25 protein-coding genes are annotated in these 25,558 nt (G+C 63.7%); 19 read left to right on the forward strand and 6 right to left on the reverse strand.

Annotated features, from left to right (window positions below; all coding sequences use genetic code 11):
• The first annotated feature begins 4 nt into the window (after nt 1-4).
• The 10 genes from B3873_RS10640 (at nt 5) to B3873_RS10685 (ending at nt 10,044) form a co-directional block, all read left to right on the forward strand.
• Complete coding sequence (locus tag B3873_RS10640; protein ID WP_039786339.1) at nt 5-763, forward strand: 5-oxoprolinase subunit PxpA; 759 nt, start codon at nt 5-7, stop codon at nt 761-763.
• Between the two features lie 30 nt (nt 764-793).
• Nucleotides 794-1,042 (forward strand): acetyl-CoA carboxylase, encoded by a 249-nt coding sequence (locus B3873_RS10645; RefSeq protein WP_039786338.1) that lies wholly within the window; start codon nt 794-796, stop codon nt 1,040-1,042.
• A 10-nt stretch (nt 1,043-1,052) separates the two neighbouring features.
• Nucleotides 1,053-2,441, forward strand: a complete 1,389-nt coding sequence (locus tag B3873_RS10650; protein WP_286865880.1) for an acetyl-CoA carboxylase biotin carboxylase subunit — start codon at nt 1,053-1,055, stop codon at nt 2,439-2,441.
• 1 nt (nt 2,442) lies between these two features.
• Complete coding sequence (locus B3873_RS10655; protein WP_209532720.1) at nt 2,443-3,342, forward strand: 5-oxoprolinase subunit B family protein; 900 nt, start codon at nt 2,443-2,445, stop codon at nt 3,340-3,342.
• On the forward strand, nt 3,332-4,309 hold the full coding sequence (locus B3873_RS10660; RefSeq protein ID WP_209569328.1) for a biotin-dependent carboxyltransferase family protein: 978 nt from the start codon (nt 3,332-3,334) through the stop codon (nt 4,307-4,309). The genes B3873_RS10655 and B3873_RS10660 overlap by 11 nt, the downstream gene beginning before the upstream one ends.
• Nucleotides 4,310-4,509: 200 nt before the next feature.
• The gene (locus B3873_RS10665; protein WP_286865882.1) at nt 4,510-5,841 is read left to right on the forward strand and encodes a purine-cytosine permease family protein; all 1,332 of its coding nucleotides are present in this window, start codon (nt 4,510-4,512) and stop codon (nt 5,839-5,841) included.
• A 213-nt stretch (nt 5,842-6,054) separates the two neighbouring features.
• Complete coding sequence (locus B3873_RS10670; protein WP_286865884.1) at nt 6,055-6,624, forward strand: PAAR domain-containing protein; 570 nt, start codon at nt 6,055-6,057, stop codon at nt 6,622-6,624.
• Nucleotides 6,624-7,613, forward strand: coding sequence for a VRR-NUC domain-containing protein (locus B3873_RS10675; RefSeq protein WP_286865887.1), 990 nt, complete (start codon nt 6,624-6,626; stop codon nt 7,611-7,613). The genes B3873_RS10670 and B3873_RS10675 overlap by 1 nt, the downstream gene beginning before the upstream one ends.
• An 11-nt stretch (nt 7,614-7,624) precedes the next feature.
• A complete protein-coding gene (locus tag B3873_RS10680; protein WP_286865889.1) occupies nt 7,625-8,806 on the forward strand; it encodes a type VI immunity family protein in 1,182 nt (393 codons plus the stop codon).
• A gap of 116 nt (nt 8,807-8,922) precedes the next feature.
• Nucleotides 8,923-10,044 carry a Fic family protein gene (locus B3873_RS10685; RefSeq protein WP_286865891.1) on the forward strand — a complete coding sequence of 374 codons (1,122 nt, stop codon included), beginning with the start codon at nt 8,923-8,925 and terminating at the stop codon, nt 10,042-10,044.
• On the opposite strand, the gene B3873_RS10690 is transcribed toward B3873_RS10685, so the two are convergent.
• From B3873_RS10690 to B3873_RS10715, 6 genes are all read right to left on the reverse strand, one after another.
• Nucleotides 10,023-10,856: an ABC transporter ATP-binding protein gene (locus B3873_RS10690; protein ID WP_286865894.1), complete on the reverse strand. Its 834-nt coding sequence runs from the start codon at nt 10,854-10,856 to the stop codon at nt 10,023-10,025. The genes B3873_RS10685 and B3873_RS10690 overlap by 22 nt on opposite strands.
• Nucleotides 10,853-12,643 (reverse strand): ABC transporter permease subunit, encoded by a 1,791-nt coding sequence (locus B3873_RS10695; protein WP_286865897.1) that lies wholly within the window; start codon nt 12,641-12,643, stop codon nt 10,853-10,855. The genes B3873_RS10690 and B3873_RS10695 overlap by 4 nt, the downstream gene beginning before the upstream one ends.
• Before the next feature lie 10 nt (nt 12,644-12,653).
• On the reverse strand, nt 12,654-13,706 hold the full coding sequence (locus tag B3873_RS10700; RefSeq protein WP_039786327.1) for a branched-chain amino acid ABC transporter permease: 1,053 nt from the start codon (nt 13,704-13,706) through the stop codon (nt 12,654-12,656).
• A gap of 156 nt (nt 13,707-13,862) precedes the next feature.
• Nucleotides 13,863-15,923 carry a phenylacetic acid degradation bifunctional protein PaaZ gene (gene paaZ, locus B3873_RS10705; RefSeq protein ID WP_286865900.1) on the reverse strand — a complete coding sequence of 687 codons (2,061 nt, stop codon included), beginning with the start codon at nt 15,921-15,923 and terminating at the stop codon, nt 13,863-13,865.
• 72 nt (nt 15,924-15,995) lie between these two features.
• Entirely contained in the window at nt 15,996-17,141 is a 1,146-nt protein-coding gene (locus B3873_RS10710) for an ABC transporter substrate-binding protein (protein ID WP_286865903.1), read from the reverse strand.
• Between the two features lie 72 nt (nt 17,142-17,213).
• On the reverse strand, nt 17,214-17,834 hold the full coding sequence (locus B3873_RS10715; RefSeq protein WP_039786324.1) for a TetR/AcrR family transcriptional regulator: 621 nt from the start codon (nt 17,832-17,834) through the stop codon (nt 17,214-17,216).
• Between the two features lie 328 nt (nt 17,835-18,162).
• On the opposite strand from B3873_RS10715, the gene B3873_RS10720 reads away from it, so the two are divergent.
• The 9 genes from B3873_RS10720 to paaI all read left to right on the forward strand — a co-directional run bounded on the left by B3873_RS10720 (nt 18,163) and on the right by paaI (nt 25,533).
• Nucleotides 18,163-18,765, forward strand: coding sequence for a phenylacetic acid degradation protein PaaY (locus B3873_RS10720; protein ID WP_039786323.1), 603 nt, complete (start codon nt 18,163-18,165; stop codon nt 18,763-18,765).
• Between the two features lie 128 nt (nt 18,766-18,893).
• A complete protein-coding gene (gene paaA / locus B3873_RS10725) occupies nt 18,894-19,880 on the forward strand; it encodes a 1,2-phenylacetyl-CoA epoxidase subunit PaaA (protein WP_286865907.1) in 987 nt (328 codons plus the stop codon).
• A 93-nt stretch (nt 19,881-19,973) separates the two neighbouring features.
• Nucleotides 19,974-20,258, forward strand: coding sequence for a 1,2-phenylacetyl-CoA epoxidase subunit PaaB (gene paaB, locus B3873_RS10730; protein WP_008332574.1), 285 nt, complete (start codon nt 19,974-19,976; stop codon nt 20,256-20,258).
• Nucleotides 20,259-20,269: 11 nt separating this feature from the next.
• Nucleotides 20,270-21,022, forward strand: coding sequence for a 1,2-phenylacetyl-CoA epoxidase subunit PaaC (paaC, locus tag B3873_RS10735; RefSeq protein WP_286865914.1), 753 nt, complete (start codon nt 20,270-20,272; stop codon nt 21,020-21,022).
• Complete coding sequence (gene paaD, locus B3873_RS10740; RefSeq protein WP_286865917.1) at nt 21,019-21,552, forward strand: 1,2-phenylacetyl-CoA epoxidase subunit PaaD; 534 nt, start codon at nt 21,019-21,021, stop codon at nt 21,550-21,552. The genes paaC and paaD overlap by 4 nt, the downstream gene beginning before the upstream one ends.
• Before the next feature lie 36 nt (nt 21,553-21,588).
• Nucleotides 21,589-22,659, forward strand: a complete 1,071-nt coding sequence (paaE, locus tag B3873_RS10745) for a 1,2-phenylacetyl-CoA epoxidase subunit PaaE (protein WP_286865920.1) — start codon at nt 21,589-21,591, stop codon at nt 22,657-22,659.
• Between the two features lie 61 nt (nt 22,660-22,720).
• Nucleotides 22,721-23,512: a 2-(1,2-epoxy-1,2-dihydrophenyl)acetyl-CoA isomerase PaaG gene (gene paaG / locus B3873_RS10750; RefSeq protein WP_134223489.1), complete on the forward strand. Its 792-nt coding sequence runs from the start codon at nt 22,721-22,723 to the stop codon at nt 23,510-23,512.
• 1 nt (nt 23,513) lies between these two features.
• Nucleotides 23,514-25,052 (forward strand): 3-hydroxyacyl-CoA dehydrogenase, encoded by a 1,539-nt coding sequence (locus B3873_RS10755; RefSeq protein ID WP_286865923.1) that lies wholly within the window; start codon nt 23,514-23,516, stop codon nt 25,050-25,052.
• A complete protein-coding gene (gene paaI / locus B3873_RS10760; RefSeq protein WP_121040462.1) occupies nt 25,045-25,533 on the forward strand; it encodes a hydroxyphenylacetyl-CoA thioesterase PaaI in 489 nt (162 codons plus the stop codon). The genes B3873_RS10755 and paaI overlap by 8 nt, the downstream gene beginning before the upstream one ends.
• Nucleotides 25,534-25,558 lie beyond the last annotated feature (25 nt).

Below are 25,558 nucleotides of genomic sequence, written 5' to 3' on the forward strand. Positions count from 1 at the left end.
CCAGATGAAGACAATCGACCTGAATTCGGACATGGGCGAAGGCTTCGGCCCCTGGACCATCGGCGATGGCGTCGATGCGGCCATCATGCCCCTGATCAGTTCAGCCAACATCGCCACCGGCTTTCACGCGGGCGATCCCAACACCATGCGGCGTACGGTGGAACAGGCCCGGCAACACGGCGTTGCCATCGGCGCGCATCCCGGCTTCCGTGATCTGGTCGGCTTCGGCCGCCGCCATCTGAATGCGCCGGCCATCGAACTGGTCAACGACATGCTCTACCAGCTCGGTGCCCTGCGCGAGTTCGCCCGCCTCAACGGCATGACCCTGCAGCACATCAAGCCGCACGGCGCGCTCTACATGCACCTGGCCCGCGATGAAGAAGCCGCCCGCGTCTTCGTGCAGACGCTGCGCCAGCTGGACCCGAACTTGCTTCTCTTCTGCATGCACGGCTCGGCGGTCTGGCGCGTGGCGCAGGAACTGCAGCAGGCGGTGGTCTGCGAGTTCTATGCCGACCGCGATTACGACAACAGCGGCTCCATCGTCTTCACCCGCCGCGTCGGTGCGCTCGATCCGGCCCAGGTCGCAGCCAAGGTGCTGCGGGCGTGTCGCGAAGGCGTGGTGCGTACGGTAGAAGGACGCGACATCCCCATCGCCTTCGACTCCGTCTGCATCCACAGCGATACCCCCGGTGCACTGGCGCTGGTGCAGGCCACGCGCAAGAGCCTGGACGCGGCCGACATCGCCATTGCCGCGCCGCGCTGACCCCCCCATTCGTTACGAAGGAGAAAAGTCATGGCAGTCCACGAAGTGCACTCCCCTTTGCCCGGCACCTTCTATCGCCGGTCCAGCCCCGATGCCCCACCCTATGCAGAGGCAGGCGACGTCATCGAAGCCGGCCGCGTGATCGGCCTGATCGAAGTGATGAAACAATTTACGGAATTGCAGGCCGAGCAAGGCGGCAAGCTGCTGGCCTTCCACGTCGGCAACGGCGACCCGGTCGAACCCGGCCAGCTGGTCGCCGTGATCGAGACCGCAGACTGAGGCCGGCATCATGACGACTTCCCTGCGCAAACTCCTCATCGCCAATCGCGGCGAGATCGCGGTGCGCATCATTCGTGCCGCACAAGCCCTGGGCATCAAGACGGTAGCTGCCTGTAGCGAAGCCGATGCCGATTCGCTGGCCGCGCGCATGGCCGACGAAGTCCAACTCATCGGCCCGGCCCGCGCCGACCGCAGCTATCTCAATATGGACGCCTTGCTGAAGGCGGCACGCGACAGCGGTGCCGATGCCATCCATCCTGGCTATGGTTTCCTCTCCGAAAACGCTGCCTTCGCCGAAGCCGTCAGCGCGGCCGGATTGATCTTCGTGGGACCGGAGGCCGATACCATCCGCCGCATGGGCGACAAGGCCGAAGCGCGTCGTACCGCAGCCGCCGCCGGGGTGCCGGTGGTGCCGGGCTCGGCGGGTGAACTGGAGGATATCGCCAGCGCACTGGCCTGTGCCGACGAGGTCGGCTATCCGCTGCTGATCAAGGCCTCTGCCGGAGGCGGCGGCCGTGGCATCCGCATGGCGCGCGATGCCGCCGAACTGGCGCGGGAGTTCCCGCTAGCGCAAGGCGAAGCCCAGGCCGCCTTCGGTTCCGGTGCGGTGTATCTGGAGCGTTTCATCCGCCGTGCGCGCCACATCGAAGTACAGATCCTGGGTGATGGCCAGCGAGCCGTTCACCTGTTCGAACGCGAATGCTCGCTGCAACGGCGTCGCCAGAAGGTTTTCGAAGAAGCCCCCTCGCCAGCGCTCACGCCGCAACAGCGACAGGCCCTCTGCGACAGTGCCGTGCGCCTGGCCGCCCGGTTGCGCTATCGCGGCGCCGGGACGCTGGAATATCTGTTCGACGACGAGAGCGGCGAGTTCTTCTTCATCGAGATGAATACCCGCATCCAGGTCGAGCATCCCGTCACCGAGATGATCACCGGCATCGATCTGGTCCAGGCCATGTTGCGCATCGCCGGTGGAGAGCCGCTGGGCCTGCAGCAGTCCGACATCCGCTTGCAAGGCGCAGCGCTGGAGATGCGCATCAATGCCGAAGATCCCGAGCGCAATTTCTTCCCCTGCCCCGGCACTGTTGCCGAACTGCAGTGGCCGCAGGGCGAGGGCATCCGCGTGGAGAGCCATCTCTATGCGGGCTATCGCATTCCGCCGTATTACGACTCGCTGCTGGCCAAGCTGGTGGTCCATGGCAAGGACCGTACGCAGGCCATCTCCCGCGCCCAGGCGGCGGTTGCTGCCACGCACATCACCGGCATGGCCACCACCTTGCCACTGCATCAGTGGTTGCTGGCCGATGCCCGCGTACAGGCCGCCCGCTTCGATACCGGCGCGCTGGAAAGCTGGCTGGCCGAACGTGCCAACGCACGCACCGCGCAACTTGAGGAGGCCTGAGATGAACCGCACACAAGCCTCACCGGCTACGCCCATTCGCTACAGCATTGCAGGTGACGAACACCTCTTTGCGGAAGTATCGGAGTCGATGTCACTGGAAGCCTTCTTCCGCGCCATGGCCATCACGCGCGCAGTGGAACGGCTGGCATTGCCCGGCGTACTCGATGTCTGCCTGGCCAATGCCTCCTTCCAGATCCGCTTCGATCCCGACCTGATCCATCCGCTGGCCCTGCTGGAACAGGTCAAGGCGCTGGAAAGCAGCACCACAGCCGAGCGCCGCATCGACACGCGCATCATCGAAGTCCCCGTGCTGTATGACGATCCCTGGACCAATGAAACCCAGGCGCGCTTCCGCGACCGTCACCAGGATCCCGCCTCCACCGACCTGCAATACGCGGCGCGCATCAATGGCTACGAGGAAGTGCAAGCCTTCATCGCGGCCCACAGTGGCACGCCGTGGTTCGTCTCCATGGTGGGTTTCGTGGCCGGCCTTCCCTTCATGTACCAGATGGTTGAACAGGACCGGCAACTGCAAGTCCCCAAGTACCTGCGTCCGCGCACCGACACCCCGAAGCTGACACTGGGACACGGCGGCTGCTTCGGGTGCATCTACTCGGTACGCGGTGCGGGCGGTTACCAGATGTTCGGCGTCACGCCTGCGCCAATCTACGATCCGCAACAGGGCCTGCCCTACCTGCAGGAATCGATGGTGTTCTTCCGCGCTGGCGACATCGTGCAATTCAAAGCCATCGATCGCAGCGCGTATGACGCCGCCATCGCGGCCGTAGATGCCGGTCGTTTCGACCTGCGCATCCGCCCGGCGCGTTTTGATCTCGATGCCTTCCAGGCCGATCCCCAGGCCTGCATCCATGCTCTCAAGGAGGCCCTCCATGACGATTAAGGTGAAACAGCCCGGCCTGGCGACCTCGGTGCAAGATGGTGGCCGGGAAGGCTACTACCATCTCGGCATCCCGCCCTCGGGGGCGCTGGACCAGTACGCCCTGCGCAGCGCCAACCTGCTGGTCGGCAACCACGCCACCACCTCCGCGCTGGAGTGCAGCCTGCTCGGACCGCAACTGGAATTCCGGTCTGACGCCCTGGTCGCCGTGACCGGAGCGCGCATGCAGCCGCGTGTGGATGGCAGCGAACGCCCGCTCGATACCGCCTTCATGGTGCGCAGCGGCCAGGTCCTGAGCTTCGACTATCCGAAAGCGGGCGCACGCAGCTATCTCGCCATCGCCGGTGGCATCGATGTGCCGGTGGTGCTGGAAAGCCGTTCGACCTATGCGCTGGGTGCGCTGGGCGGGTGGCAGGGACGCAAGCTGGCCAAGGAGGATGAACTGCCGCTTGGCCGGGCCTCGTCGAAGGCGGTCGAGGGGCGTGCCCTGCCGCTGTCACTAGTGCCGGTCTTTGATCGCGAAGCCACGCTGCGCGTGGTGCCGGGGCTGTATATACATCGGCTCACCGAGGAGGCCGTGGAGCGCTTCTTTGCCGATACCTGGACCGTGGGCTCGGAAGCGGACCGTATCGGCTACCGCTTCAAGGGTGGCCAGGCGATGCAGTTCAAGCCACGCGAACAGCCCTTCGGTGCGGGCTCGGATCCCTCCAACATCGTCGATGCCTGCTATCCCATCGGCTCGATCCAGATCCCCGGGGGCCTGGAACCCATCGTCCTGTTGCGGGATGCAGTCTCCGGCGGCGGCTACGCCACCATCGGCACGGTCATCAGCGCCGACCTCGACCTGATCGGGCAACTGCAGCCCAACCACAAGGCGCAGTTCGTGCGGGTGACGCTGGAGCAGGCCCTGGAGGCCCGCCGCCAGTACCAGCAGCGCTTCCAGCGCCTGAGCAGCCTGCTGGGCAGCTGACACTCCCGCGCAGGTCACACCGCGTTTGACGCTTGTCCCCAGGCCAGTCCGCACAGGCGGCTGCCCTGGGGCCGGGCCCGGCTTTGCCTTCGTCTTCGTACTCGCAGTACGCAGCAACTTGCAGCAACTTGTTGGAACGTCCTTCTTGCCTCTCATCCGCCTCATTGAATCATTGCTTCAACGTCTCTGGAGAAACTGACATGGCCGGCCTATCACACACGCAGAACAAGGAAAACGATCTCTCCACCCACAGCGTCCCCGCCAGCGCGCGCATGGGCAAACTGTCGCTGACGATGGCCTGGTGGGCCGTCTGCAGCGCGATCTTCTACATCGTCGTGGGGGCATCGCTGGCGCTGACCTATGGCGCGCGCAATGCCCTGATCGGCATGGTGCTCTCGGTCATCAGCTACGGACTCATCAATGCCTGCATCAGCCGCTACGCCATGCGCACCGGCCTGTCGGTGGCCCTGTTCTCGCGCATCCTGTTCGGCCGGCTCGGGGCCTCGCTGGCCACGCTGATCTTCTTTTCCACCGCGATCTATTACGCCGTCTTCGAGGGCTCGGTGATTGCGGTGGCCCTGCATCATCTTTATCCCTCACTGCTCTATCCGGTCGCGGCGCTGATCGTGGTGCTCTACAGCGTGCCGCTGGTGTTTGGCAGCGTGCAGAACTGGCTGGACAAGTTCAACGGCGTGCTGCTGCCGTTCTATCTGCTGGGCCTGCTGATGGCGCTGGTGTTGGCGGTGAGCCAGTATGGCTACCAGCCGCAGTGGCTGGACTTCGGCCCGGCAGTGCCGCCGGCGGACGGCTGGTGGAGCTGCTTCACGTATTACATGGGCGTGTGGGTACTGATGATGTTCACCTTCGACTATGCCCGCTTCGGCAAGCCGGAAGATGCGACGTATCACGGCCGCTTCAATTTCGGGATGCCCTTCTACCTGGTCACCATCCTGCTCAATGGTGCCGCCGGCATCTACCTGGCCAGCAGCATTCCGCAGGATGGCCCGCTGTCCGAGGTGTCGGTGGTGATGGCCATCCTCAAGCTGATGGGCTTCTGGGGACTGCTCTTCGTCTGGGTCACGCAGACGCGCATCAATACCGCCAACTACTATCTGGCAACGGTCAACATGCAGGCCTTCTTCGGCAACCTGCTGGGCCTGCACGCCTCGCGCCTGGTGTGGTCGGTGGTGGTCGGCGCAGTGGTCTATGCGCTGATGCTGGCGGACGTGTTTTCCTATCTGCTCAAGGCACTGGCCTATCAGGGCGTGTTCGTGGTGGCCTGGGTTGGCGTGGCGCTGGCGCATATTCTCACCGTACCCGATCACGCTGGCACCGGCGAAGGGTCGGCCGGCATCAACCGTGTCGGACTGGGAGCATGGTTCTGCGGCGTGGTGCCGGGCTTCGTGCTGATGGAGATGACGGGCTTCTGGCCATCGCTGTCGGCACCGCTGACCTTCGTGGCGTCAATGGGGGTGTATGCCCTTTGGCAGCAGCGCGGACGCGCGGGCAAGACCTGGCAGACGGCAGAGTGATTCCGCTCCGGTACAACACCAAGGCACCCACGGGTGCCTTTTTTCATGGCTGAACCATCCTGCGGCCAGCCACCCTGCGACACCGGCCACCGAAGATTTTCGAGGACCGACCAAGCTTAGCGCCGATTGCCCTGATTTGCCCGCCCGGCCAACTTATCCCGCCAAAAAGATCTTGATAGTCTCGAGCGCTTTGACAGCGATCAGGAGATTGGTATGGCAATCATCGGTTTCATCGTGATGGGCGACCGCACCTCACACGGCGGGGTAGTGATGTCGGGTGATCCGACCTGGACGGTGGACGGCCAGCCCATCGCCCGCATCGGCGACAAGGTGAGCTGTCCGCGTTGCAAGCGCGTGGCGACCATCATCAGCAGCCGCTTCCCGACGATCATGGACAACGGCCAGCCTGTGGTCTATGACCAGGACGTCACTGACTGCGGCGCAATCCTCTACTCGCGGCACAACAATCACGCTGGCTGGGGATCGCCAGATGAAGACAGCATCCCGAACGAGCCGCCGCAACAAACCGCCCCGCGCCAGGCACCGCGCTTCCAGGAGCACTTCGTCCTGCGCAACAACACCACCGGAGAATTGCTGGCAGGCGTTCCCTACCTGATCAAGACTGGCGACGGCCGAACGGTGGAAGGCGAGACCGATGCCCACGGCCGCACCGCTGTGGTCTGGACTGATTCGCCGCTGCCGCTGCAAGTGATCGCGCGTCCCAAACCGATGGGTGGTGATGATCCCTACCATGTGCCGGAGTGGCGTAGCGAGGATATCTGATGGGAGAAGGTATCTCGCCATCGTCCCGCCCAATCGGCCGCTCGGGTACGCACCAAGGCCCCAGAGGCCGCATACTGTCGCTCGACAATCCCATGGATCGGAATTACCTGTGCGCGGTGATGTGCATGTGCAATCAGGGGACCAAGCTCAAGGACAGCCTCGGGCGGGCACTGAAGCAGCGCTGTACTACCGCCAGCATCTGGAATGACGAAGAGCGCAACCAGCTGGTCTGGCGCTACAAGGCCGAAGTCGGATACAGCATGGCAAGCCATCCGCCTGCGCCGCTGATGAGTCGGGAACAACCCAATCGTCCCGGCCGGTTTCCGCTCGGACGAGCCATGGCCGATGGGCTGCTCAAATGGCAGCTGGATGGCAAGCCGCAGAAGGGGCTATTGAGGATTCCGGACTGCATCATTCTTGCGACTACAGGCGAAGAGTTGGCCGCCATGCGGGCGTCGAGGAAGATTGATTGGAAGCGGCTGATGCCGGTGCAGGCGAATATTGAGCGGGTGGTGGAGATCAAGTTTGAAGGCGACAAACTGAGCAGAGAACAAATGAGCGACTATCAAACGATCGCAGGGGATCCGGATAAGTTTCGCTTGCTCACGATCGCAGAGTGCGATTGTCAACGCGATTCATCTGCGCCTGTGCAAGACCCCATACGTGCCCCGGTCACTACACCAATGGAACAGGAACGCAAGGCAAAAGATCACTGGTATAGCCGGACGCCGCCTCTCCCTGCCCCCATACCAGCCCCACAACCGGTCAAGCCGCGCTACGGCCCCATCGCATCACAAGACGAAGGTATGCCGCTTGCCGACTATCTCAAAGGTGCCGCAGTGGTCGGCGGCGCGATTCTGGTGGGTGCAATTGCCGTTGCTGCCCTTCCTCTCGAGGCCGCCGGTGCTGCCGCTGCGGCGTTGGTCGTACTGGTAGCCGGTACAAGAACGGCCAATGCGAATCAAAAAGACGAAAAGGATAAACACTGATGAAACATGGTTTGGAGAAAATCGAAGCCCTGCTTCCGGATTTTCAATATGTGGACGATGACCGGATCATCACAAGCGTCGGCCTGACTGCCTCTCTTTATTTCTGGAGCGGCCATACACCGGAGAAACGCCAAGCAATCATTGAATTGTTCGAGGCGTACGAAGAAGCCTACGGAAGCGAATTGAAGTGGGGTTGCGATCCCGAGAGCTGGCAAACCAGAAAACTTGCCGGCAAAAAGTTTCCCAAGCTACGCGACTACGCCGCCAAACTCGATGAAGATGACTGCATCCAGTGGTACCTTTCTTCCGGGGAGCATCGCGAGCAGGCCACGGAATATGCGATCTTCTGCCTGACCGAACGAGGCTGGCACAAGGGCCGCATATCAGAACTTTACTTCCAGCTGCCACGCAGTCACGCTTTCGATCCCCATCATCGCAAGACACTTGACAGCTTGCTCTTGCGCGGGATCGAAACGCTCAACCCCTTCCATGGCCGAGTGGGACTGGCCGCCGTCCTGCCCGAACAAAGTATTCACTACGAACCGGAAGCTTTTGATCTGGCGACACGCTACCGCACGCTCTACATTCCCGGTGCCGGTGACTTCATGCGTGCGCCCTATGGCCCGAAGAGCGTTGACTGGATCACGATCGTAGGCGATGTCCTGGCCGAGCGTTGCGATGGGATCAACGCCTATGCGGATCATTGTCGCCAGCTTGGCATCACATCCATTCGTCACGGAAATTCTCTGGTAATGCGCGCAGGAGAGACGCCGGAAATCGGACCAGTGGAAGAAGCGATATCGGAGGCCTATGCCAGAATCAATGCAGCGCTGCGCCCCTTGCGCGACGCTGCCTACAATTCCATGGGCAGCGCATCCAATTGGGGCGAGCTGCGCTTCAATCGTTTCACCTCTGATCTTTGGATTCGCCGCTTTGATCAGAGAGATGCGTGGCCGCCTGTCTTCCCGCTTGATCCAGCGACCCTGATTGCAGGAAGCATTCCCAAAAAGAAAATCAGATTGAAAACAGGCCAGCCCAGCCCCTGCCATGGCCGCTTCCACCGCCCCGGTACAGAGAAATTCGGCGTGATCCTGATGCCCGGCGACATCGCCCCCTACTGGCTGAACCTGGGACCGCACGGCGAATTCCTCGGACGCGAGGCCATCACCTGGGAACTGCTCGCCGAACTCTAAACCCTTGGCAACCTGAGCGCAGCCCTCAAAAACCCTGACTGGCCGTCGTCCATTCACCGCATTTTTTTCGGCAAACAGACTTGCCCCCTGCGGCGAATACCCCCCATAATCACCGCATGAATCGCGGTGATTACACTTACCTCTGGCAGGCTCCCGACTGGCCCCGATGGCGCTACGACCTCAACGTCCTGGCCGCGCCACTGGCCGAGGTGAGTCATGCGCAAGGCCTGCTGCTGGGCCGGCTGGCCGATGTGGGACTGGGGCTGCGTGATGAAGCCAACCTGCTGGCCCTGACCGAGGACGTCCTCAAAACCAGCGCCATCGAAGGTGAACAGCTCAATCTGGCCTCGGTCCGCTCTTCCGTGGCACGTCGCCTGGGTGTCGACATCGGTGCCTTGGCCCCGGTGGATCGCCACGTGGAAGGGGTGGTCGACATGATCTTCGACGCCACCACGCATCACCGCAAACCACTGACGGCCAAGCGTCTCTTCGGCTGGCATGCGGCCTTGTTCCCGACCGGCTATTCAGGGATGAGCGAAATCATCGTCGGCGACTGGCGCGATGATGCCCAAGGCCCCATGCAAGTAGTCTCCGGTCCACTGCATCGACAGAAAGTCCATTATGAAGCGCCCCCGGCCCGACGCCTGGCGCGCGAGGTGACGCGCCTGCTCAACTGGATCAATACCGCGAATCCGGTAGAGCCCGCCCTGCTGCGCGCGGGCCTGGGGCATCTTTGGTTTGTCACGCTGCATCCTTTCGATGACGGCAACGGACGTATCGCCCGGGCCATCGGCGACCTGCTGCTGGCCCGCGCTGACGGCAGCCCGCAGCGCTTCTACAGCCTGTCGGCGCAAATCCAGCGCGAACGCAAAGCCTATTACGAGATCCTGGAACGCACGCAAAAGGGCGACATGGATGTCACCCCCTGGCTGCTGTGGTTCCTGCAGATGCTGTCAGCTGCGGTGAGCCAGGCGCATCGCACGCTGGATGCGGTACTGGTGAAGGCCCGCTTCTGGCAGAGAATCGCGGGCACCCCGCTCAATGGCCGTCAGGTCAAAGTGCTCAACCGTCTGCTCGATGGTTTCGAAGGCAAGCTGACCAACAGCAAATGGGCGGCGCTGGCGAAGTGCTCTTCCGACACCGCCCTGCGCGATCTCAATGAACTGGTCGCGCTGGACCTGCTGCACCGTTCGGCCGCAGGGGGCCGCAGCACGAGTTACGAACTCACGTTGCGCTGAATCAGCTCCACCGGCTCCCGCGCCACCCCCAAATAACTCTCCACAATCTTCCTGTCCGCCGCCAGCCCCCCCGCCGGCCCTTCACAAACGATCTCCCCCATCTCCAGCACATACCCGTAATCAGCCACCTGCAAGGCCGCCCGCGCATTCTGCTCCACCAGCAAGGTGGCCACGCCGGTGCTGCGCAACTGGCTGATGATGGAAAGGATTTCCTTGGTGATCAGCGGGGCCAGGCCCAAACTGGGTTCATCCAGCATCAGCACCTGCGGCTTGGCCATCAAGGCGCGCCCTACCGCCAGCATCTGGCGCTCACCACCGGACAGCGTCCCGGCCGCCTGCTTGCGCCGCTCCTTCAGGCGCGGGAACAAGGCATAGACAAACTCCTGCTGATCCAGATAGCCGGATTCGCCATTGCGCCGCCGCTTGTACGCACCCAGCAGCAGATTGTCCTCCACGCTCATGGACGTAAACAATTCACGCTTTTCCGGCACCAGCGAAAGACCGCGCGCCACGCGCTCCTCCACCTCCATCTGGCTCACGTCCTCGCCCTGGAAGGCGATCCGCCCGCTGGCCGCCGCACCCGCCGGCATCGCGCCCATCATGGCATTGAGCAAGGTCGATTTGCCCGCCCCATTGGGCCCGATCACGGTCACGATCTGCCCGGCCCGCAGCGACAGCGCGGCCTCGGTCAATGCCGGCACCTTGCCATAGCGCGCCGAGAGCCCGCTGACTTCCAGCAACAGCGGCGCGCTCGCCGCACGCACTTCAGATTCCACACTGGCAGCGTTCATCATGGTCGCGGCGGTCATCATTGGGCTCCTCCCAGATAGGCTTCCAGCACCGCCGGGTGGACCTGGATCTGGGCCGGCGTGCCCTCGGCAATCTTGGTGCCGAATTCCATGACCACGATGTGGTCGGTCAATTGCATCACGAAGTCCATGTCGTGCTCCACCAGCAGCACCGCCATGCCCTCGCCGCGCAGCTTGTCCAGCAATGCCGCCAGCGCCTGCTTCTCCTTCAGGCGCAGACCGGCCGCCGGTTCATCCAGCAACAACAGCGCCGGATCACAGCACAGCGCGCGTGCAATCTCCAGGATGCGCTGCTGGCCCAGCGCCAGGCTGCCTGCAGGCCGGTCGATCAGATCCCCCAGGCCGACACGCTCCAGCTGACGCCGCGCCTCACTGAGGATGCGCGCCTCCTCCTTGCGATTGGCCCGCGCCAGACTGGCCAGGATGCCGCGCTGGGGCGCGAACTCGCCGCGCCGGAACGCGCCCATGGCCGCGTTCTCCAGCACGCTCATCCCCGGCACCAGCCGCACATGCTGGAAAGTGCGCGCAATGCCACGGCTGGAAATCTCGCGCGAGGACAAGCCCGCCAGCGACTGCCCGCGATAATTGAGCTTGCCGCTGGTAATGGAGAGCACACCGGTCACCAGGTTGAAGGTCGTCGACTTGCCCGCGCCATTGGGCCCGATCAGTCCCACGATCTCCCCGGCCTTGACCGAAAAGCTCACATCATTGACCGCCACCAGTCCACCGAACTGCTTGCGTGCCGCCTCCACTTCGAGGATCACGTCGCCCCGCGCCGGCTTGGGAATCTGCGCCAAGGGTGCCGCATCCGCCGGCAACTGGCGCGGCAGGCGACGTCCGAAACGCGCCTGCAGACGCGGCCACAAGCCCTCGTTGGCGAACTGCAAAAAGATCACCAGCGCGATGCCAAAGACGATGGCCTCGAAATTGCCGCCGGTGCCCAGCACCCCCGGCAACCACTCCTGCAGAAAATTGCTCAGCACCGCCAGCAAGCCCGCACCGAGGATCGCTCCCCACACATGGCCGGCACCACCGACCACCACCATGAGCAGGTAGTCGATGCCGTATTTCAAGCCGAAGGGCGTGGGATTGACGGCCTGTTGCAGGTGCGCGTAGAGCCATCCCGAAATGCCCGCCAGCACGGCCGCGTAGACGAAGATGACGATCTTGAGCCGCGCCGTATCAACGCCCATTGCCTCCGGCATGACGGTGCCGAACTTGAGCGCACGCACCGCGCGCCCCGCCCGCGAATCGAGGAAATTGACCACCGATACCAGCGCCAGGATCACCACGGCCCAGATCAGCAGGTACATCGAGGCCCCGTTGCCGAAGGTGAACTGGCCGATGGCGATCGGCGGGATACCATTGATGCCGTCATGCTTGCCCAGCATCTCCAGGTTGCCGAACAGGTAGTACAGCGACAGGCCCCAGGCAATCGTGGACAGCGGCAGGTAGTGGCCGGAGATGCGCATGGTAAGCGTGCCGATCAGGAAAGCCGACAAGCCGGTCAGCCCGATCCCCGCCAGCAAACCGACCCAGGGCGAGAGTCCGAACTGCGTCGTGAGATACGCAGTCGTGTAGGCACCGATGCCGACAAACGCCGCCTGCCCGAACGAGATCAATCCCGCCACGCCGGTCAGCAGCACCAGCCCCAGCGCGACGATGGCATACAGCCCGACATAGGACAGCAGCGTAACCCAGAACGGTGGCAGGCCCAATTGCGGCAGCACCAGCACAATGGCGAAGAACAGCACCGGCAAGGCGGCGCGATGCGATGTGAATGCAGTCATGGCGGCGTCCTCAGGCTTCTTCGTCGATGTGGTGGCTGGTCAGCGAGCGCCACAGCAGGATGGGAATGATGACCGTGAAGACGATCAGCTCCTTGAAGGCGCTGGCCCAGAAGGAAGAGAAACTCTCGATCAGCCCGACCGACACCGAGCCCAATGCGGCAATCGGATAACTGGCCAGCCCGCCGAAAATGGCCCCCACAAAGCCTTTCAGGGCGATGATGAAACCGGACTCATAGTTGACGATGGTGAAAGGCGCAATCAGGATCCCGCACAGCGCACCGATCCCCGCCGACATCGCAAAGGACAGCTTGCCCGCCTGGTTGATCCCCACTCCCACCAGCCGCGCACCGAGACGATTGACGGCAGTCGCGCGCAGGGCCTTGCCGGTCAGCGTGCGCTCGAAGAAGACGTAGATCACGGCGATCAGGGCCGCCACCGTCACCAGCACGATCACGCTCTGGCCTGATACCGGGCTCTCGCCCAGGTTGAATTGCATCTCCGTGAAAGGCTTGGTGTTGGTCCCCTCGGGGCCGAACATCAGCAATCCCAAACCGACCATGGCCAGGTGCACACCGAGTGAGACGATCAGCAACACCAGCACGCTCGAATGCGCCAGCGGCTGATACGCCACGCGATAGATCATCGGCCCCATCGGCACCACGATCAGCAACGTCAGCAGGATCTGCCAGGGCATGGCCAGCGCTTGCAGATCGACGTAACGCGTCAGGGCATAGAGCACCAGCGGCAGGCCGATCTGCATGGCCAGCAGCGACGGCAGGCGGCGCAGAAAACGCGCGCGCGTTGCGGCCAGGCGTAGCGCTGTGCCGCCTTCAACGGCCAGCGTCACGCCGCCCAGCGCCACCAGCAGCAGGGCGGTGCCGGGAGCCTGCCCGTTCTGGATGGCCGCCAGGGTCAATGCGCCGAAGGCGACGAACTCGCCCTGCGGCAGGAAAATTACCCGTGTCACTGAAAACACCAGGACCAGCGCCAGCGACAGCAGCGCATAGATCGCGCCGGTCGTGATGCCGTCCTGGATCAGCACGGTCAGAATGCTGGTATCCACTTGTCTCCTCCTGTTGATGCCGGCCGCCGCAGATCGGGCTGCGACTGGCCGGGATAGGCCCGGTTCTTGTCAGAGATGAACCTTTGGGGCTGCTTTCTTGTGTCTGGCGCGGATTACCGGATGGAGCATGAAGCTTTCTGCAAAAAACCGGATGGCTCAAGCCTGCGGTTTCTTGGCCACCAGGGTCAGGATGTCGTAGGACGCCACCAGCTCGCCCTCCTGGTTGCTCACCTCCACATCCCAGGCCACCACGCCCTGCCCCTGGCCGTTGGCATCCTTCTTGTTGCGGTCGATCTTGCGCTTGCAGGTCAGGCGCGCCGAGATGGTGTCGCCGATGCCGACCGGCTTGACGAAGCGCAGCGTATCGAGCCCGTAATTGGCCAGCACCGGACCCGGCGCCGGCGAGACGAACAGGCCGGCGGCCGCCGACAACACGAAGTAGCCATGCGCGATGCGCTTGCCGAACGGCGACTGGCGTGCCGAGATGTCGTCGAAGTGCATGTAGAAATGGTCGCCCGAGAGGCAGCCGAAATTGACGATGTCGGCTTCGGTCACGGTACGGCGGTGCGTAGCCAGCGAGTCACCAATCTGCAGATCCTCGAAGTAGTGGCGGAAGGGATGGATATCCGATTCGCGCACCTTCGCACCGCGCACGTGTTCGCCCACGGCTGCGGCCAGCATGGTCGGCGAGCCCTGCACCGCCGTGCGTTGCAGGTAATGCTTCACGGCACGCGAACCGCCCAGTTCCTCACCACCACCGGCGCGGCCGGGACCACCGTGCTTGAGCTGCGGCAGGGGCGAACCGTGGCCGGTGGATTCCGGTGCCGCTTCGCGATCGAGCACCAGCAGGCGGCCATGCCATGCAGCCGCTACAGGAATGGCGCGCGCCGCCACCGATGGACTGCGCGTGACCAGGCTGGCCACCAGGCTGCCGCGTCCGCGTGCGGCCAGCGCCAGGGCTTCATCGAGATCGTCATAGGGCATGAGCGTGCTGACCGGACCGAAGGCTTCCACTTCATGCACCGGGCTGCCTGCGGAGGTATCGCGCGCCAGCAGCAGGGTCGGCGCGAAGAACGCACCCTCGCCCACGCCGTCGCCTTGCGGCTGGAAGCTGCTGCCGGCCCCCAGGATCAGCTCGGCACTTTGTTTCAGCAAGGCCACGCGCTCTTCCACATCGCGCTGTTGTGCGCGTGAAGCCAGCGGCCCCATGCGCACCGACTCCAGTGCGGGGTCGCCGATCACGGTCTTCGACAGGCGCGCGACGAGTTTTTCCGAAATTGCATCTAAGTGTTGGCGCGGCACGATGGCGCGGCGGATGGCGGTACATTTCTGGCCGGCCTTGGTGGTCATCTCGCGCGCCACCTCTTTGACGAAGAGATCGAATTCTTCATCGTCGGCATTGACGTCAGGGCCAAGAATCGCGCAGTTCAGCGAATCGGCTTCGGCATTGAAGGGAATGGAATTCGCAATCAGGTTGGGATGCGCCCGCAGCTTGGCCGCCGTATCGGCCGAGCCGGTGAAGGTCACCACGTCCTGCGCCTGCAGGCGGTCGAGCAGGTCGCCGGTGCTGCCGATGACCAGTTGCAGGCTGCCTTCGGGCAGCAGGCCCGATTGCTGGATCAGGCGCACTGCCGCTTCAGCCAGGTAGCTGGTGGCGGTGGCGGGCTTGACGATGCAGGGCATGCCGGCCAGGAAGGTCGGGGCGAATTTTTCCAGCATGCCCCAGACCGGGAAGTTGAAGGCATTGATATGCACCGCCACGCCGCCGCGCGGCACCAGGATGTGCGTCCCGGCGAAGCGGCCCTGCTTGCCGAGCGAGATGGCCGGGCCTTCGTGGACCAGGTTGGACGAGGGGAATTCATTGGTACCGATGCTGGCATAGGTGAACAGCGTGCCGCTGCCGCCTTCGATGTCGATCCAGCTGTCGGTGCGGGTCGCGCCCGTGTGGGCGGAGACGGCGTAGAGCGTTTCCTTGTGCTCGACCAGATACTTGGCCAGCGCCTTGAGGATCGCTGCACGCTGCTGGAAGTCCAGCTGCATCAGCGCCGGCAGGCCCTTCCTGCGGGCGTGCTCCAGCGCTTCGCCGAAGTCGATGGATTCCTGGTGGGTGCTGGCAACGGTGTGGCCATTGACTGCGCTGTGCAGTGCCTGGGCCGGGCTTTCGCCGAACCAGCGGCCGGCGATGAAACTCTGGAGCAGAGGGGGACGGGCGGACATCGAAAACTCCTGTAGGCGGGGTGGACGCTGCGCTGCGGGCAATGCAGCCGCGCAGCGCCGGACAAAGGTGGATCAGGGCTGGTACTGCCAGGCGCCGTCAACGATCTTGACCATCACCGAAGCACGCTGGTCCAGGCCCAGGTGATCGGTGGCCGACATGTTGTAGACGCCATGCACGCCGGTGACTTCCTGGGTGGCTTCCAGCGCATCGCGCAGGGCGGCGCGGAATTCCGGCGTGCCCGGCTTGCCGCGCTTCAATGCCACCGGAATGGCCGATTGCAGCAGCACGCCCGCATCCCAGGCATAGCCGCCGAAGAGCGAGACGCTGTCCTTGCCGTGCGCCGCTTCGTACTTGGCGGTGTAGTCCAGCGCCACCTTGCGGATGGGGTTGGCGGCAGGCAGTTGCGCCGCTACCAGCACGGGGCCGGCCGGCAGCAGGGTGCCGTCGAGCATCTTGCCGCCCACGCGCAGGAAGTCGGCATTGGCCACGCCGTGGGTCTGGTAGATCTGGCCCTTGAAGCCGCGCTCCTTCAAGGCACGCTGCGGCACCACGGCCGGGGTGCCGGAGGCGGCGATGAGGATGGCATCCGGCTTGGCCGCCACCAGCTTCAGGGCTTGCGCGGTGGCCGAGGTATCGTTGGGGGCGAAGCGTTCATTGGCCACCAGTTCCAGTTTCTTGAGGCCGGCGGCTTTCTTGAATTCTTCGTACCAGCCTTCGCCATAGGCGTTGGAATAGCCGATGAAGGCAATGCGCTGGTAGCCGCGCGCCACCATGTCCTTGGCGATGGCCAGCGACATCATGATGTCGTTCTGCGGGGTCTTGAAGACCCACTTCTTCTTGGCATCCATGGGCTCGACGATGCGCGCGGCGGCGGCCAGCGAGATCATCGGCGTCTGCGCTTCGGCGGCCACTTCGATCATCGAGATCGAGTTGGGGCTCACCGACGAACCGACGATCACGTCCACATTGTTTTCGGAGACGAAGCGGCGCGCGTTCTTGACCGCCTGCGTGGTGTCGGAGGCGTCATCGAGGACGATGTAGTTGATCTTCTGCCCGCCGATGGTGGCAGGCAGCAGTGCGATGGTGTTTTTTTCGGGGATGCCCAGCGAAGCGGCCGGGCCGGTGGTGGATACGGTGACACCGACGTTGATGTCGGCGTGTGCGACAAGCGCGCAGCCGGCCAAAGCCAGCGCCAGCAAAGGGCGAGCAAACTGCATGGAGGTCTCCTTGATGATTTTGTCATTGTGGTGCTGCATGCCTGCAATGACGCTACCGATCAAGGGCTCACGTCATCGTTTCTTCTTCCCGGTGCCTTCCAGGCTGACGGCGCCGATTCCGCCAAACAACAAATCGGACACAACCACGGCCATGCGTTCATGGGTCAGTTCGCCATCGGGCTTCAACCACATGAACATCCAGTTGATCATGCCGAACAACAGCATGGCCAGCGGCTTGGCCATGCGGCTGCGATCCAGTTCCGGCCGCACCGCGCACATGGCCTCGGCCACCGCCTTGACCACCTTGCGCTCGCCGGTGAGGATGCGCTTCTGGTCTCCCGGTTCCAGGAAACGCACGTCCTCGGTCAGGACGCGATGCTCGTTCTGGGCATCGCGGTATTCCTCCACGAAGCGCTGGATCAGCAGGCGCAAGCGCGGCTCGGGGTCCAGCTCCTGCTGCGCGACTTCATCGACCAGCGCACAGAGGCGATCGATGTGGTCTTCGCAGATGTGCATCAACAACTGGTGCTTGTCGGCAAAGTAGTGATACAGCGACGCCTTGGACAGGCCACACGCCAGCGCCACCTCATTCATCGATGTGCCCACGAAACCATTGCGCGCGAACAAGGCTGCCGCCTGTTCGATGATGGTCTCGCGCTGGTTGTCGTATCCCGCTGCTCGCTTGCGTGGCATAAATGCTTCCTCGTCGATATTTCCGCAAAGTCATGATTGTGCCGTAAATCAAAACTCTTACGAAACATCTATCGGAGACATCCCGCTCTGCCAGCCTCCCTGCCCTGCCTCAACTTCCCTGCATCCTGACCACGGTCAGAAAAAATCTTCAAAACATTATTGACCAACCGGTCGGTCGAAATTATTATTCCTCAAAATACTGCGTCAGGCAAATGGTTTTTTGCGACGTCGCAAGCAGACAAAAGCAACGTGGCGCAGGGCATCGCCGCCACACTGCCAACAAAAGGAGCCGGTGCGCCCCAGGCGACACGCAGGCAAAGGAGACGCAGTGCCCTGTTACTCGATCGAAGGCGTGATCCCGGTGGTCGACCCGGCCGCCTATGTCCATCCCACGGCGGTGCTGATCGGCGACGTCATCGTCGGCCCTGATTGCTACGTCGGCCCGGCCGCCTGCCTGCGCGGCGACTTCGGCCGCATCGTGCTGGAACGCGGCGCCAACGTGCAGGACACCTGCGTGGTCCACGGCTTCCCCGGCCATGCCACGGTGGTGGGTGAGAACGGCCACATCGGCCACGGTGCGGTGCTGCACAGCTGCACCGTCGAACGCGATGCGCTGGTGGGCATGAATGCGGTGGTGATGGATGAGGCAGTGGTGGGCGCACAGTCCATCGTGGCGGCCTGCGCCTTCGTGCGCGCCGGCATGCAGATTCCCCCGCGTACCCTGGTGGCCGGTTTGCCGGCCAAGGTGGTGCGCGACCTGACGGAAGAAGAGATGGCCTGGAAACGGGCCGGTACCGAGACGTATCACGACCTCGCCAAGCGCAGCCTGAAGAGCCTGCGGGAGGTCAGCCCCCTGGCGCAGATCGAAGAGAACCGGCCGAGCCTGGCCGCGCCCTTCGTCGAACCGCTGATCGCAGCCAGACGGGCCTAGCAGACGGCAGCACATTTTTTTCAGTTTCAAGATTCACGCTTACACCTCACGCAGACGCAGGGCCGGTCCCTGCGGCAAGGACCGCGTTCGTCCTGCCTCCGCGTGATCCACCTTCATGGAGAAGCAGCATGTATGCACAACTCGTAGAAACCGGACTGGCCAAGGTGCGCAGCGCCGATGACATGTCCCCCGAAGAACAGGCCTTCCAGGCGCGCATCGATGCGGGCGTCAAGATCGAGCCCAAGGACTGGATGCCCGAGGCCTATCGCAAGACCCTGGTGCGCCAGATCTCGCAGCACGCCCACTCGGAAATCGTGGGCCAGCTGCCCGAGGCCAACTGGGTCACGCGCGCCCCGACCCTGGAGCGCAAGGCCATTTTGCTGGCCAAGATCCAGGACGAAGCCGGGCACGGCCTCTACCTCTACAGCGCTGCAGAAACGCTGGGCGTATCGCGCGATGCGCTGCTGGGCGACCTGCATTCCGGCAAGGCCAAGTATTCCAGCATCTTCAACTATCCGACCCTGAGCTGGGCCGACATGGGGGCCATCGGCTGGCTGGTGGATGGCTCGGCCATCATCAACCAGATCCCGCTGTGCCGCTGTTCCTATGGTCCCTATTCGCGCGCCATGGTGCGCGTGTGCAAGGAGGAATCCTTCCATGCACGCCAGGGCTACGACATCATGCTGGCGCTGTGCCGTGGCACCCCCGAGCAGAAGCAGATGGCGCAGGATGCGCTGAACCGCTGGTGGTGGCCGGCGCTGATGATGTTCGGCCCCTCCGATGCGGAATCGGTCAACAGCGCGCAATCGATGCAATGGCGCATCAAGCTCTTCTCCAATGACGAACTGCGCCAGCGCATGGTCGACCAGACCATCCCGCAGATCGAATACCTGGGCCTGACCGTGCCCGACCCCGATCTCAAGTGGAACGAAGAACGCGGCCGCTACGACTTCGGTGAAATCAACTGGGACGAATTCCACAACGTCCTGCGCGGCAACGGCCCCTGCAACCGCGAACGCCTGGCCACCCGCAAGAAAGCCTACGACGACGGAGCCTGGTTCCGCGATGCGCTGGTGGCGCACGCCGACAAGCGCGCCGCGCGCAAGGCGGAGTGAGTCGCCCGTCGTCTGTTTCTGAATCGCTTCATCTCACAACCTGCCAGTGGCCGCCCGACATCACCGGGCGGCCCGCCAACAAGGAAACGCATCATGAGCAAGGAATGGCCTCTCTGGGAAGTCTTCATCCGCAGCCAGCACGGTCTGGCCCATAAACACGTCGGCAGCCTGCATGCCCCCGATGGCGAGATGGCCATCAACAATGCACGCGACGTCTACACCCGCCGCAACGAAGGCGTGGGCATCTGGGTGGTGCGTGCTGCCGACATCGTCTCTTCCAGCCCTGGCGACAAAGCCCCGCTGTTCGAACCGGCCAACAGCAAGGTGTATCGCCACCCGACCTTCTTCCCCATGCCGGCTGAACTGAAGAACCTGTAAGAGGCGCGCAGATGACCCACAAAACCGATTACGTGCGACGCCTGGGCGACAACGTCCTGGTGCTCTCGCAGCGCCTCTCCGAATGGTGCGGCAAGGGCCCGGCCCTGGAAGAAGACATGGCCTTGATCAACGTCTCGCTGGACCTGATCGGCCAGGCGCGCCTGTGGCTGGCCTACGCCGCCGAACTGGAAGGTGCAGGACGCAACGAAGACCAGCTGGCCTTCCTGCGCGATGCCCACCAGTTCCACAACCTGCTGCTGGTGGAGCTGCCCAATGGCAGCTATGCCGATACGCTGGCGCGCCAGTTCCTCTTCGACGTCTGGCATTACTTCCTGCTCGAAGGCCTGTGTGAGAGCAGCGATGCCCGCATCGCCGAGATCGCGCAGAAGTGCTTCAAGGAAGTCACCTATCACGTGCGCCGCAGTACCGACCTGATGATCCGCCTGGGTGATGGCAGCGAAGAAAGCCATCGCCGCATGCAGGACGCCATCGATGCGCTGTGGATGTACACCGGCGAACTGTTCACCACCGACGCGCTGGACCACGCCATGCAGGCCGAGGGCATCGCACCGGATCTCGCAGAACTGCAGCAGAAGTGGCAGCAGCACGTCACCGAGGTGATGCGCGAAGCCACACTGCAGCTGCCTGCGGCCGGACTGTGGATGCAGAGCGGCGGCAAGCAGGGACGGCATACCGAACACCTGGGCTACCTGCTGGCGGAAATGCAGTTCCTGCAGCGCACCTATCCGGGAGCGAGCTGGTGAGCGAGCTGGCCTCCCGCGCGCAAACGCTGCAGGCGAGCATCTGGGAATGGCTGGAGGCCATTCCCGATCCGGAGATTCCGGTCATCTCGGTGGTGGACCTGGGCATCGTGCGCGCAGTCGAGGTTTCCGATGACGATGCCGAGGCAGCACGCTGCACCGTGGTCATCACCCCGACCTACTCCGGTTGCCCGGCCATGGGCGTGATCGCGCAGGACATCGGCGCAGCACTCAGGCAGCACGGGCTGGCCGAGGTGGCCATCCGCACGCAGCTGGCACCGGCCTGGAACACCGACTGGATGAGCGAGAAAGGCCGCCGCAACCTGCAGCAATATGGCATCGCGCCCCCGGCGCAGCAGGTGGTCGATATCCGTGGCATCAGCCTCCGGCGACAGGCGGCACCGCAGGTGCAATGCCCGCATTGCGGTTCCATGCAGACGGTCTGCGTGAGCCAGTTCGGCTCCACTTCCTGCAAGGCGCTGTACCAGTGCAAGGATTGCCGCGAGCCGTTCGATTACTTCAAGGCGCATTGAGCCGCGCTCAATGTCTCAGAACAAAGGCACAAGATCATGAGCAAATTCTATCCACTGACCATCTCGGGCGTGAAGCAGGAAACGCGCGATACCATCGTGGTCTCCTTCGCCGTCCCGCCCGAATTGCAGGACACGTTTTCCTACCAGCAAGGCCAGCACCTGACGCTGCGCTCGCACATCGAGGGCGAGGAATTGCGTCGCTCCTATTCGATCTGCGCGGCCACCCAGGAAAAGCAGTTGCGCGTGGCCATCAAGCGCGTGCCGGGCGGGCTGTTCTCGAACTGGGCCAATGAATCCTTTGTCCCGGGACAAAGCATCGAAGTGATGCCGCCCATGGGCCACTTCAACGTCCCGCTGGACGCGGCCAACCGCAAGCACTACCTGGCCTTTGCGGCGGGCAGCGGCATCACGCCGATGATCTCCATCATCAAGACCACCCTGCTGGCCGAGCCGCACAGCCGCTTCACGCTGGTCTATGCCAATCGCGCTTCCTCCTCGGTGATCTTCAAGGAAGACATCACCGACCTCAAGGATGCCTACCTCGAACGGCTCAACGTGATCTGGGTGATGAGCCGCGAGCAGCAGGACGTGGAATTGTTCAATGGCCGCATCGACCGCACCAAGTGCGATGCCTTCTTCGCCTCCTGGATCGACCTCAAGGACGTGGATGCCGCCTTCCTGTGCGGCCCGGAAGAAATGGTGCAGGCCGTCTCCGATTCGCTGCAGGCGCATGGCCTGCCCAAGACACAGATCAAGACCGAATTGTTCGCCGCCAGCGCGCCGACGCGTGCGCGTGCTTCGCGCCCGGTCGTCGGCAAGAAGGAATGCGAAGTCACGGTGATCGTCGACGGTTATCACAACGTCTTCACCATGGACAAGGAAAAGGAATCCGTGCTCGACGCCGGCCTGAAGCACGGCATCGACCTGCGCTACTCCTGCAAGGGCGGCGTGTGCGCCACCTGCCGCTGCAAGGTGGTCGAGGGCAAGGTCGACATGGACGCCAACTACGCACTAGAAGACTACGAGATCGCGCGCGGCTTCGTCCTGAGCTGTCAGTCCTTCCCGGTCAGCGACAAGCTGCTGCTGGACTTCGACCAGGACAACTGAGCCGGCCACGCCCGCACGATGCGGCCCTCCCTTTGATCAGCCCCTGAACTCTCCTGAGCCCATGAGCGACTCCACCATCCTCTTCGAGAACCATGACGGCATCGCCGTCATCACCCTGAACCGCCCCGACAAGCTCAACAGCTTCACCGTGGCCATGCACCTGGAATTGCGCGAGGCCATCGCCACGCTGCAGGCCGACACCAGCGTGCGGGTGTTGCTGCTCACCGGGGCCGGTCGCGGTTTCTGTGCCGGCCAGGACCTGGGCGACCGCGCCGTCAAACCCGGCGACGGTGCCGTCGACCTGGGCGAATCCATCGACAAGTACTACGGTCCGCTGGTGAAGTCACTGCGGGCGCTGCCCTTCCCGGTGATCTGCGCCGTCAATGGCGTCGCCGCCGGTGCGGGCGCCAACCTGCCGCTGGCCTGCGATATCGTGCTGGCCGCGCGCTCGGCCAGCTTCGTGGAAGTGTTCTGCAAGCTGGGACTGATCCCCGATACTGGCGGCACCTATTTCCTGCCGCGCCTGGTGGGCACGGCGCGCGCCATGGGCATGGCACTGCTGGGCGAGAAGATCAGCGCCGAGCAGGCCGAACGCTGGGGCCTGATCTGGAAGTGCGTGGACGACGACAAGCTCATGGAAGAAGCCTATGCCATGGCCACCCACTTCGCCCGCGCCCCGACCAAGGGCCTGGCCGCCACCAAGGCCACGCTGTATGCCAGCCCGGCCAATACGCTGCCCGAACAGCTGGACCTGGAACGCGACACCATGCGTGCCCTCGGCCACAGCCGCGATTACCGCGAGGGCGTGAGCGCCTTCCTGGAAAAGCGCGCGCCGCAATTCACGGGACAATGACATGAGCGCAGCAGAGTCTCCGCACGCCCTGCCCGCCACGGCCCGCGTCGCTGTCATCGGCAGCGGCACCATGGGCGCCGGCATTGCGCAGGTGGCGGCAGTCGCCGGCCATCCGGTGCAGCTCTACGACAGTCGCGACGGTGCCGCGGCCAAGGCCATCGCCGACATCCGCGCCAGCCTCGACAAGCTGGCCAACAAGGGCAAGATCACGCACGAACAGGCACAAGGCGCGAGCGACCGGCTGTCGGTAGCCCACGCGCTGCAGGAAATGCGCGATGCGCGCCTGGTGGTGGAAGCCATCGTCGAACAGCTGGCGGCCAAGCAGGAACTGTTCGGCAAGCTGGAAGCCATCGTCGATGCGCAATGCATCCTGGCCAGCAATACCTCCTCGATCTCGATCACCCAGATCGCAGCCACGCTGCGCCATCCCGAACGTCTGGCCGGCATGCATTTCTTCAACCCGGTGCCGATGATGGCGCTGGTGGAAATCATCCGGGGCGTATGCAGCGATGCCACCGTGGTGCAGTGCCTGCATGACACCGCGCTGGCCTGGGGCAAGGTGCCGGTGGTGGCCGCCTCGACACCGGGCTTCATCGTCAACCGGCTGGCGCGTCCCTATTACGCCGAAGCCTTGCGCGTGCTCAACGAGCGCGGTGCGCAGCCCGCTACCATCGACGCCATCCTGCGCGAGTCCGGCGGTTTCCGCATGGGGGCGTTCGAGCTGATGGACCTGATCGGGCATGACGTCAATTTCGCCGTCACGCAATCGGTGTTCCAGGCGTATTTCAACGATCCGCGTTTCACGCCTTCGCTGATCCAGCAGGAGCTGGTACACGCCGGCTTCCTCGGGCGCAAGAGCGGACGCGGTTTCTATCGCTATGGCGAGGCACCGGAAACGCCACAGCCAGTCACCGTCCCGGCATTCGACACGCCCACGGTACCGCTGCAATTGTTCGGTACGCATCCGCTGGTGGAAGTGATCCGCGCGCGCTATCAGGGCCGCGTGGAGTACTGCGAGGCGCGCGCCGACCATCTGCTGATGAAGGCCGGCCCCGGCCGCCTGTACATGACCGGCGGGCGCACCGCGACCCAGCAATCCTACGACTACAACATGCCCGACGTGGTGCTGGTGGACCTGGCACTGGACTACGCCACCGCCCCGCGCCTGGCCCTGACCCGCGCCGACCAGTGCCGCGACCGTGCCTGGGAGGCGGTGGCGGGCGTGCTGCAACACTGCGGCTTTGCCCTCTCGCCGCTGCAGGACGTGCCGGGCATGGTGGTCATGCGCACCGTCTGCATGCTCATCAACGAAGCGGCGGACGCCGTCAGCCAGGGCGTGTGCAGCAAGCAGGACGCCGACCTGGCCATGCAGAAGGGCGTCAACTATCCGCGCGGCCCGCTGGCCTGGGCCGATGCCATCGGCGTCGACACCGTCGCCAATGTACTGCGCCAGCTCAGTGCCACCTATGGCGAAGACCGCTACCGCGTCTCGCCCCTGCTCCAACGACTGCAAGCATCCGGAAGGAAATTCCATGAGTGAAACCGCATTGTCATTCCCATCTGCCGAGATGGATCCGCAAGCCCTGGCCGAGGCCACGGTACAGGCCATGTTCCCGCGCGACAACGCTTCCCAGGCGCTGGGCATGAGGATCCTGGAAGTCGCGCCCGGCCGCGCGCGCATGAGCATGCTGGTGCGCAGCGACATGCTCAATGGCCACGCCACCTGCCACGGCGGCTTCATCTTCGCGCTGGCCGACAGCAGCTTTGCATTTGCCTGCAACAGCCGTAATCTCAACACCGTGGCATCGGGGTGCAGCATCGAATACGTGGCACCGGCCCTGCGCAATGACGTCCTGACTGCCGAGGCACAGGAACGCACGCTGGCCGGCCGTACCGGGGTCTACGACATCACCGTGAGCAACCAGGACGGCAAGATCATCGCGCTGTTCCGGGGCAAGTCCTATCGCATCAAGGGCGAGGTGATCAGCGGACTGCCAGCGGCGCAGCAAGGCCACGCATAAAAGAACACCAATACCAACAGAGACA

The sequence above is a fragment of the Herbaspirillum sp. UBA812 genome (genome assembly GCF_002296545.1).
GTDB classification, from domain to species: domain Bacteria; phylum Pseudomonadota; class Gammaproteobacteria; order Burkholderiales; family Burkholderiaceae_D; genus Herbaspirillum; species Herbaspirillum huttiense.

Coding starts and splice junctions, on each gene's coding strand:
- paaA (WP_286865907.1), top strand. CDS start 18,894: ATGTATGCACAACTCGTAGAAACCGGACTGGCCAAGGTGCGCAGCGCC.
- B3873_RS10650 (WP_286865880.1), top strand. CDS start 1,053: ATGACGACTTCCCTGCGCAAACTCCTCATCGCCAATCGCGGCGAGATC.
- paaB (WP_008332574.1), top strand. CDS start 19,974: ATGAGCAAGGAATGGCCTCTCTGGGAAGTCTTCATCCGCAGCCAGCAC.
- paaZ (WP_286865900.1), bottom strand. CDS start 15,923: ATGTCCGCCCGTCCCCCTCTGCTCCAGAGTTTCATCGCCGGCCGCTGG.
- paaE (WP_286865920.1), top strand. CDS start 21,589: ATGAGCAAATTCTATCCACTGACCATCTCGGGCGTGAAGCAGGAAACG.
- B3873_RS10645 (WP_039786338.1), top strand. CDS start 794: ATGGCAGTCCACGAAGTGCACTCCCCTTTGCCCGGCACCTTCTATCGC.
- B3873_RS10715 (WP_039786324.1), bottom strand. CDS start 17,834: ATGCCACGCAAGCGAGCAGCGGGATACGACAACCAGCGCGAGACCATC.
- B3873_RS10710 (WP_286865903.1), bottom strand. CDS start 17,141: ATGCAGTTTGCTCGCCCTTTGCTGGCGCTGGCTTTGGCCGGCTGCGCG.
- B3873_RS10685 (WP_286865891.1), top strand. CDS start 8,923: ATGAATCGCGGTGATTACACTTACCTCTGGCAGGCTCCCGACTGGCCC.
- B3873_RS10695 (WP_286865897.1), bottom strand. CDS start 12,643: ATGACTGCATTCACATCGCATCGCGCCGCCTTGCCGGTGCTGTTCTTC.
- paaI (WP_121040462.1), top strand. CDS start 25,045: ATGAGTGAAACCGCATTGTCATTCCCATCTGCCGAGATGGATCCGCAA.
- paaG (WP_134223489.1), top strand. CDS start 22,721: ATGAGCGACTCCACCATCCTCTTCGAGAACCATGACGGCATCGCCGTC.
- B3873_RS10640 (WP_039786339.1), top strand. CDS start 5: ATGAAGACAATCGACCTGAATTCGGACATGGGCGAAGGCTTCGGCCCC.
- B3873_RS10670 (WP_286865884.1), top strand. CDS start 6,055: ATGGCAATCATCGGTTTCATCGTGATGGGCGACCGCACCTCACACGGC.
- B3873_RS10655 (WP_209532720.1), top strand. CDS start 2,443: ATGAACCGCACACAAGCCTCACCGGCTACGCCCATTCGCTACAGCATT.
- paaC (WP_286865914.1), top strand. CDS start 20,270: ATGACCCACAAAACCGATTACGTGCGACGCCTGGGCGACAACGTCCTG.
- B3873_RS10675 (WP_286865887.1), top strand. CDS start 6,624: ATGGGAGAAGGTATCTCGCCATCGTCCCGCCCAATCGGCCGCTCGGGT.
- B3873_RS10665 (WP_286865882.1), top strand. CDS start 4,510: ATGGCCGGCCTATCACACACGCAGAACAAGGAAAACGATCTCTCCACC.
- B3873_RS10660 (WP_209569328.1), top strand. CDS start 3,332: ATGACGATTAAGGTGAAACAGCCCGGCCTGGCGACCTCGGTGCAAGAT.
- B3873_RS10755 (WP_286865923.1), top strand. CDS start 23,514: ATGAGCGCAGCAGAGTCTCCGCACGCCCTGCCCGCCACGGCCCGCGTC.
- B3873_RS10690 (WP_286865894.1), bottom strand. CDS start 10,856: ATGATGACCGCCGCGACCATGATGAACGCTGCCAGTGTGGAATCTGAA.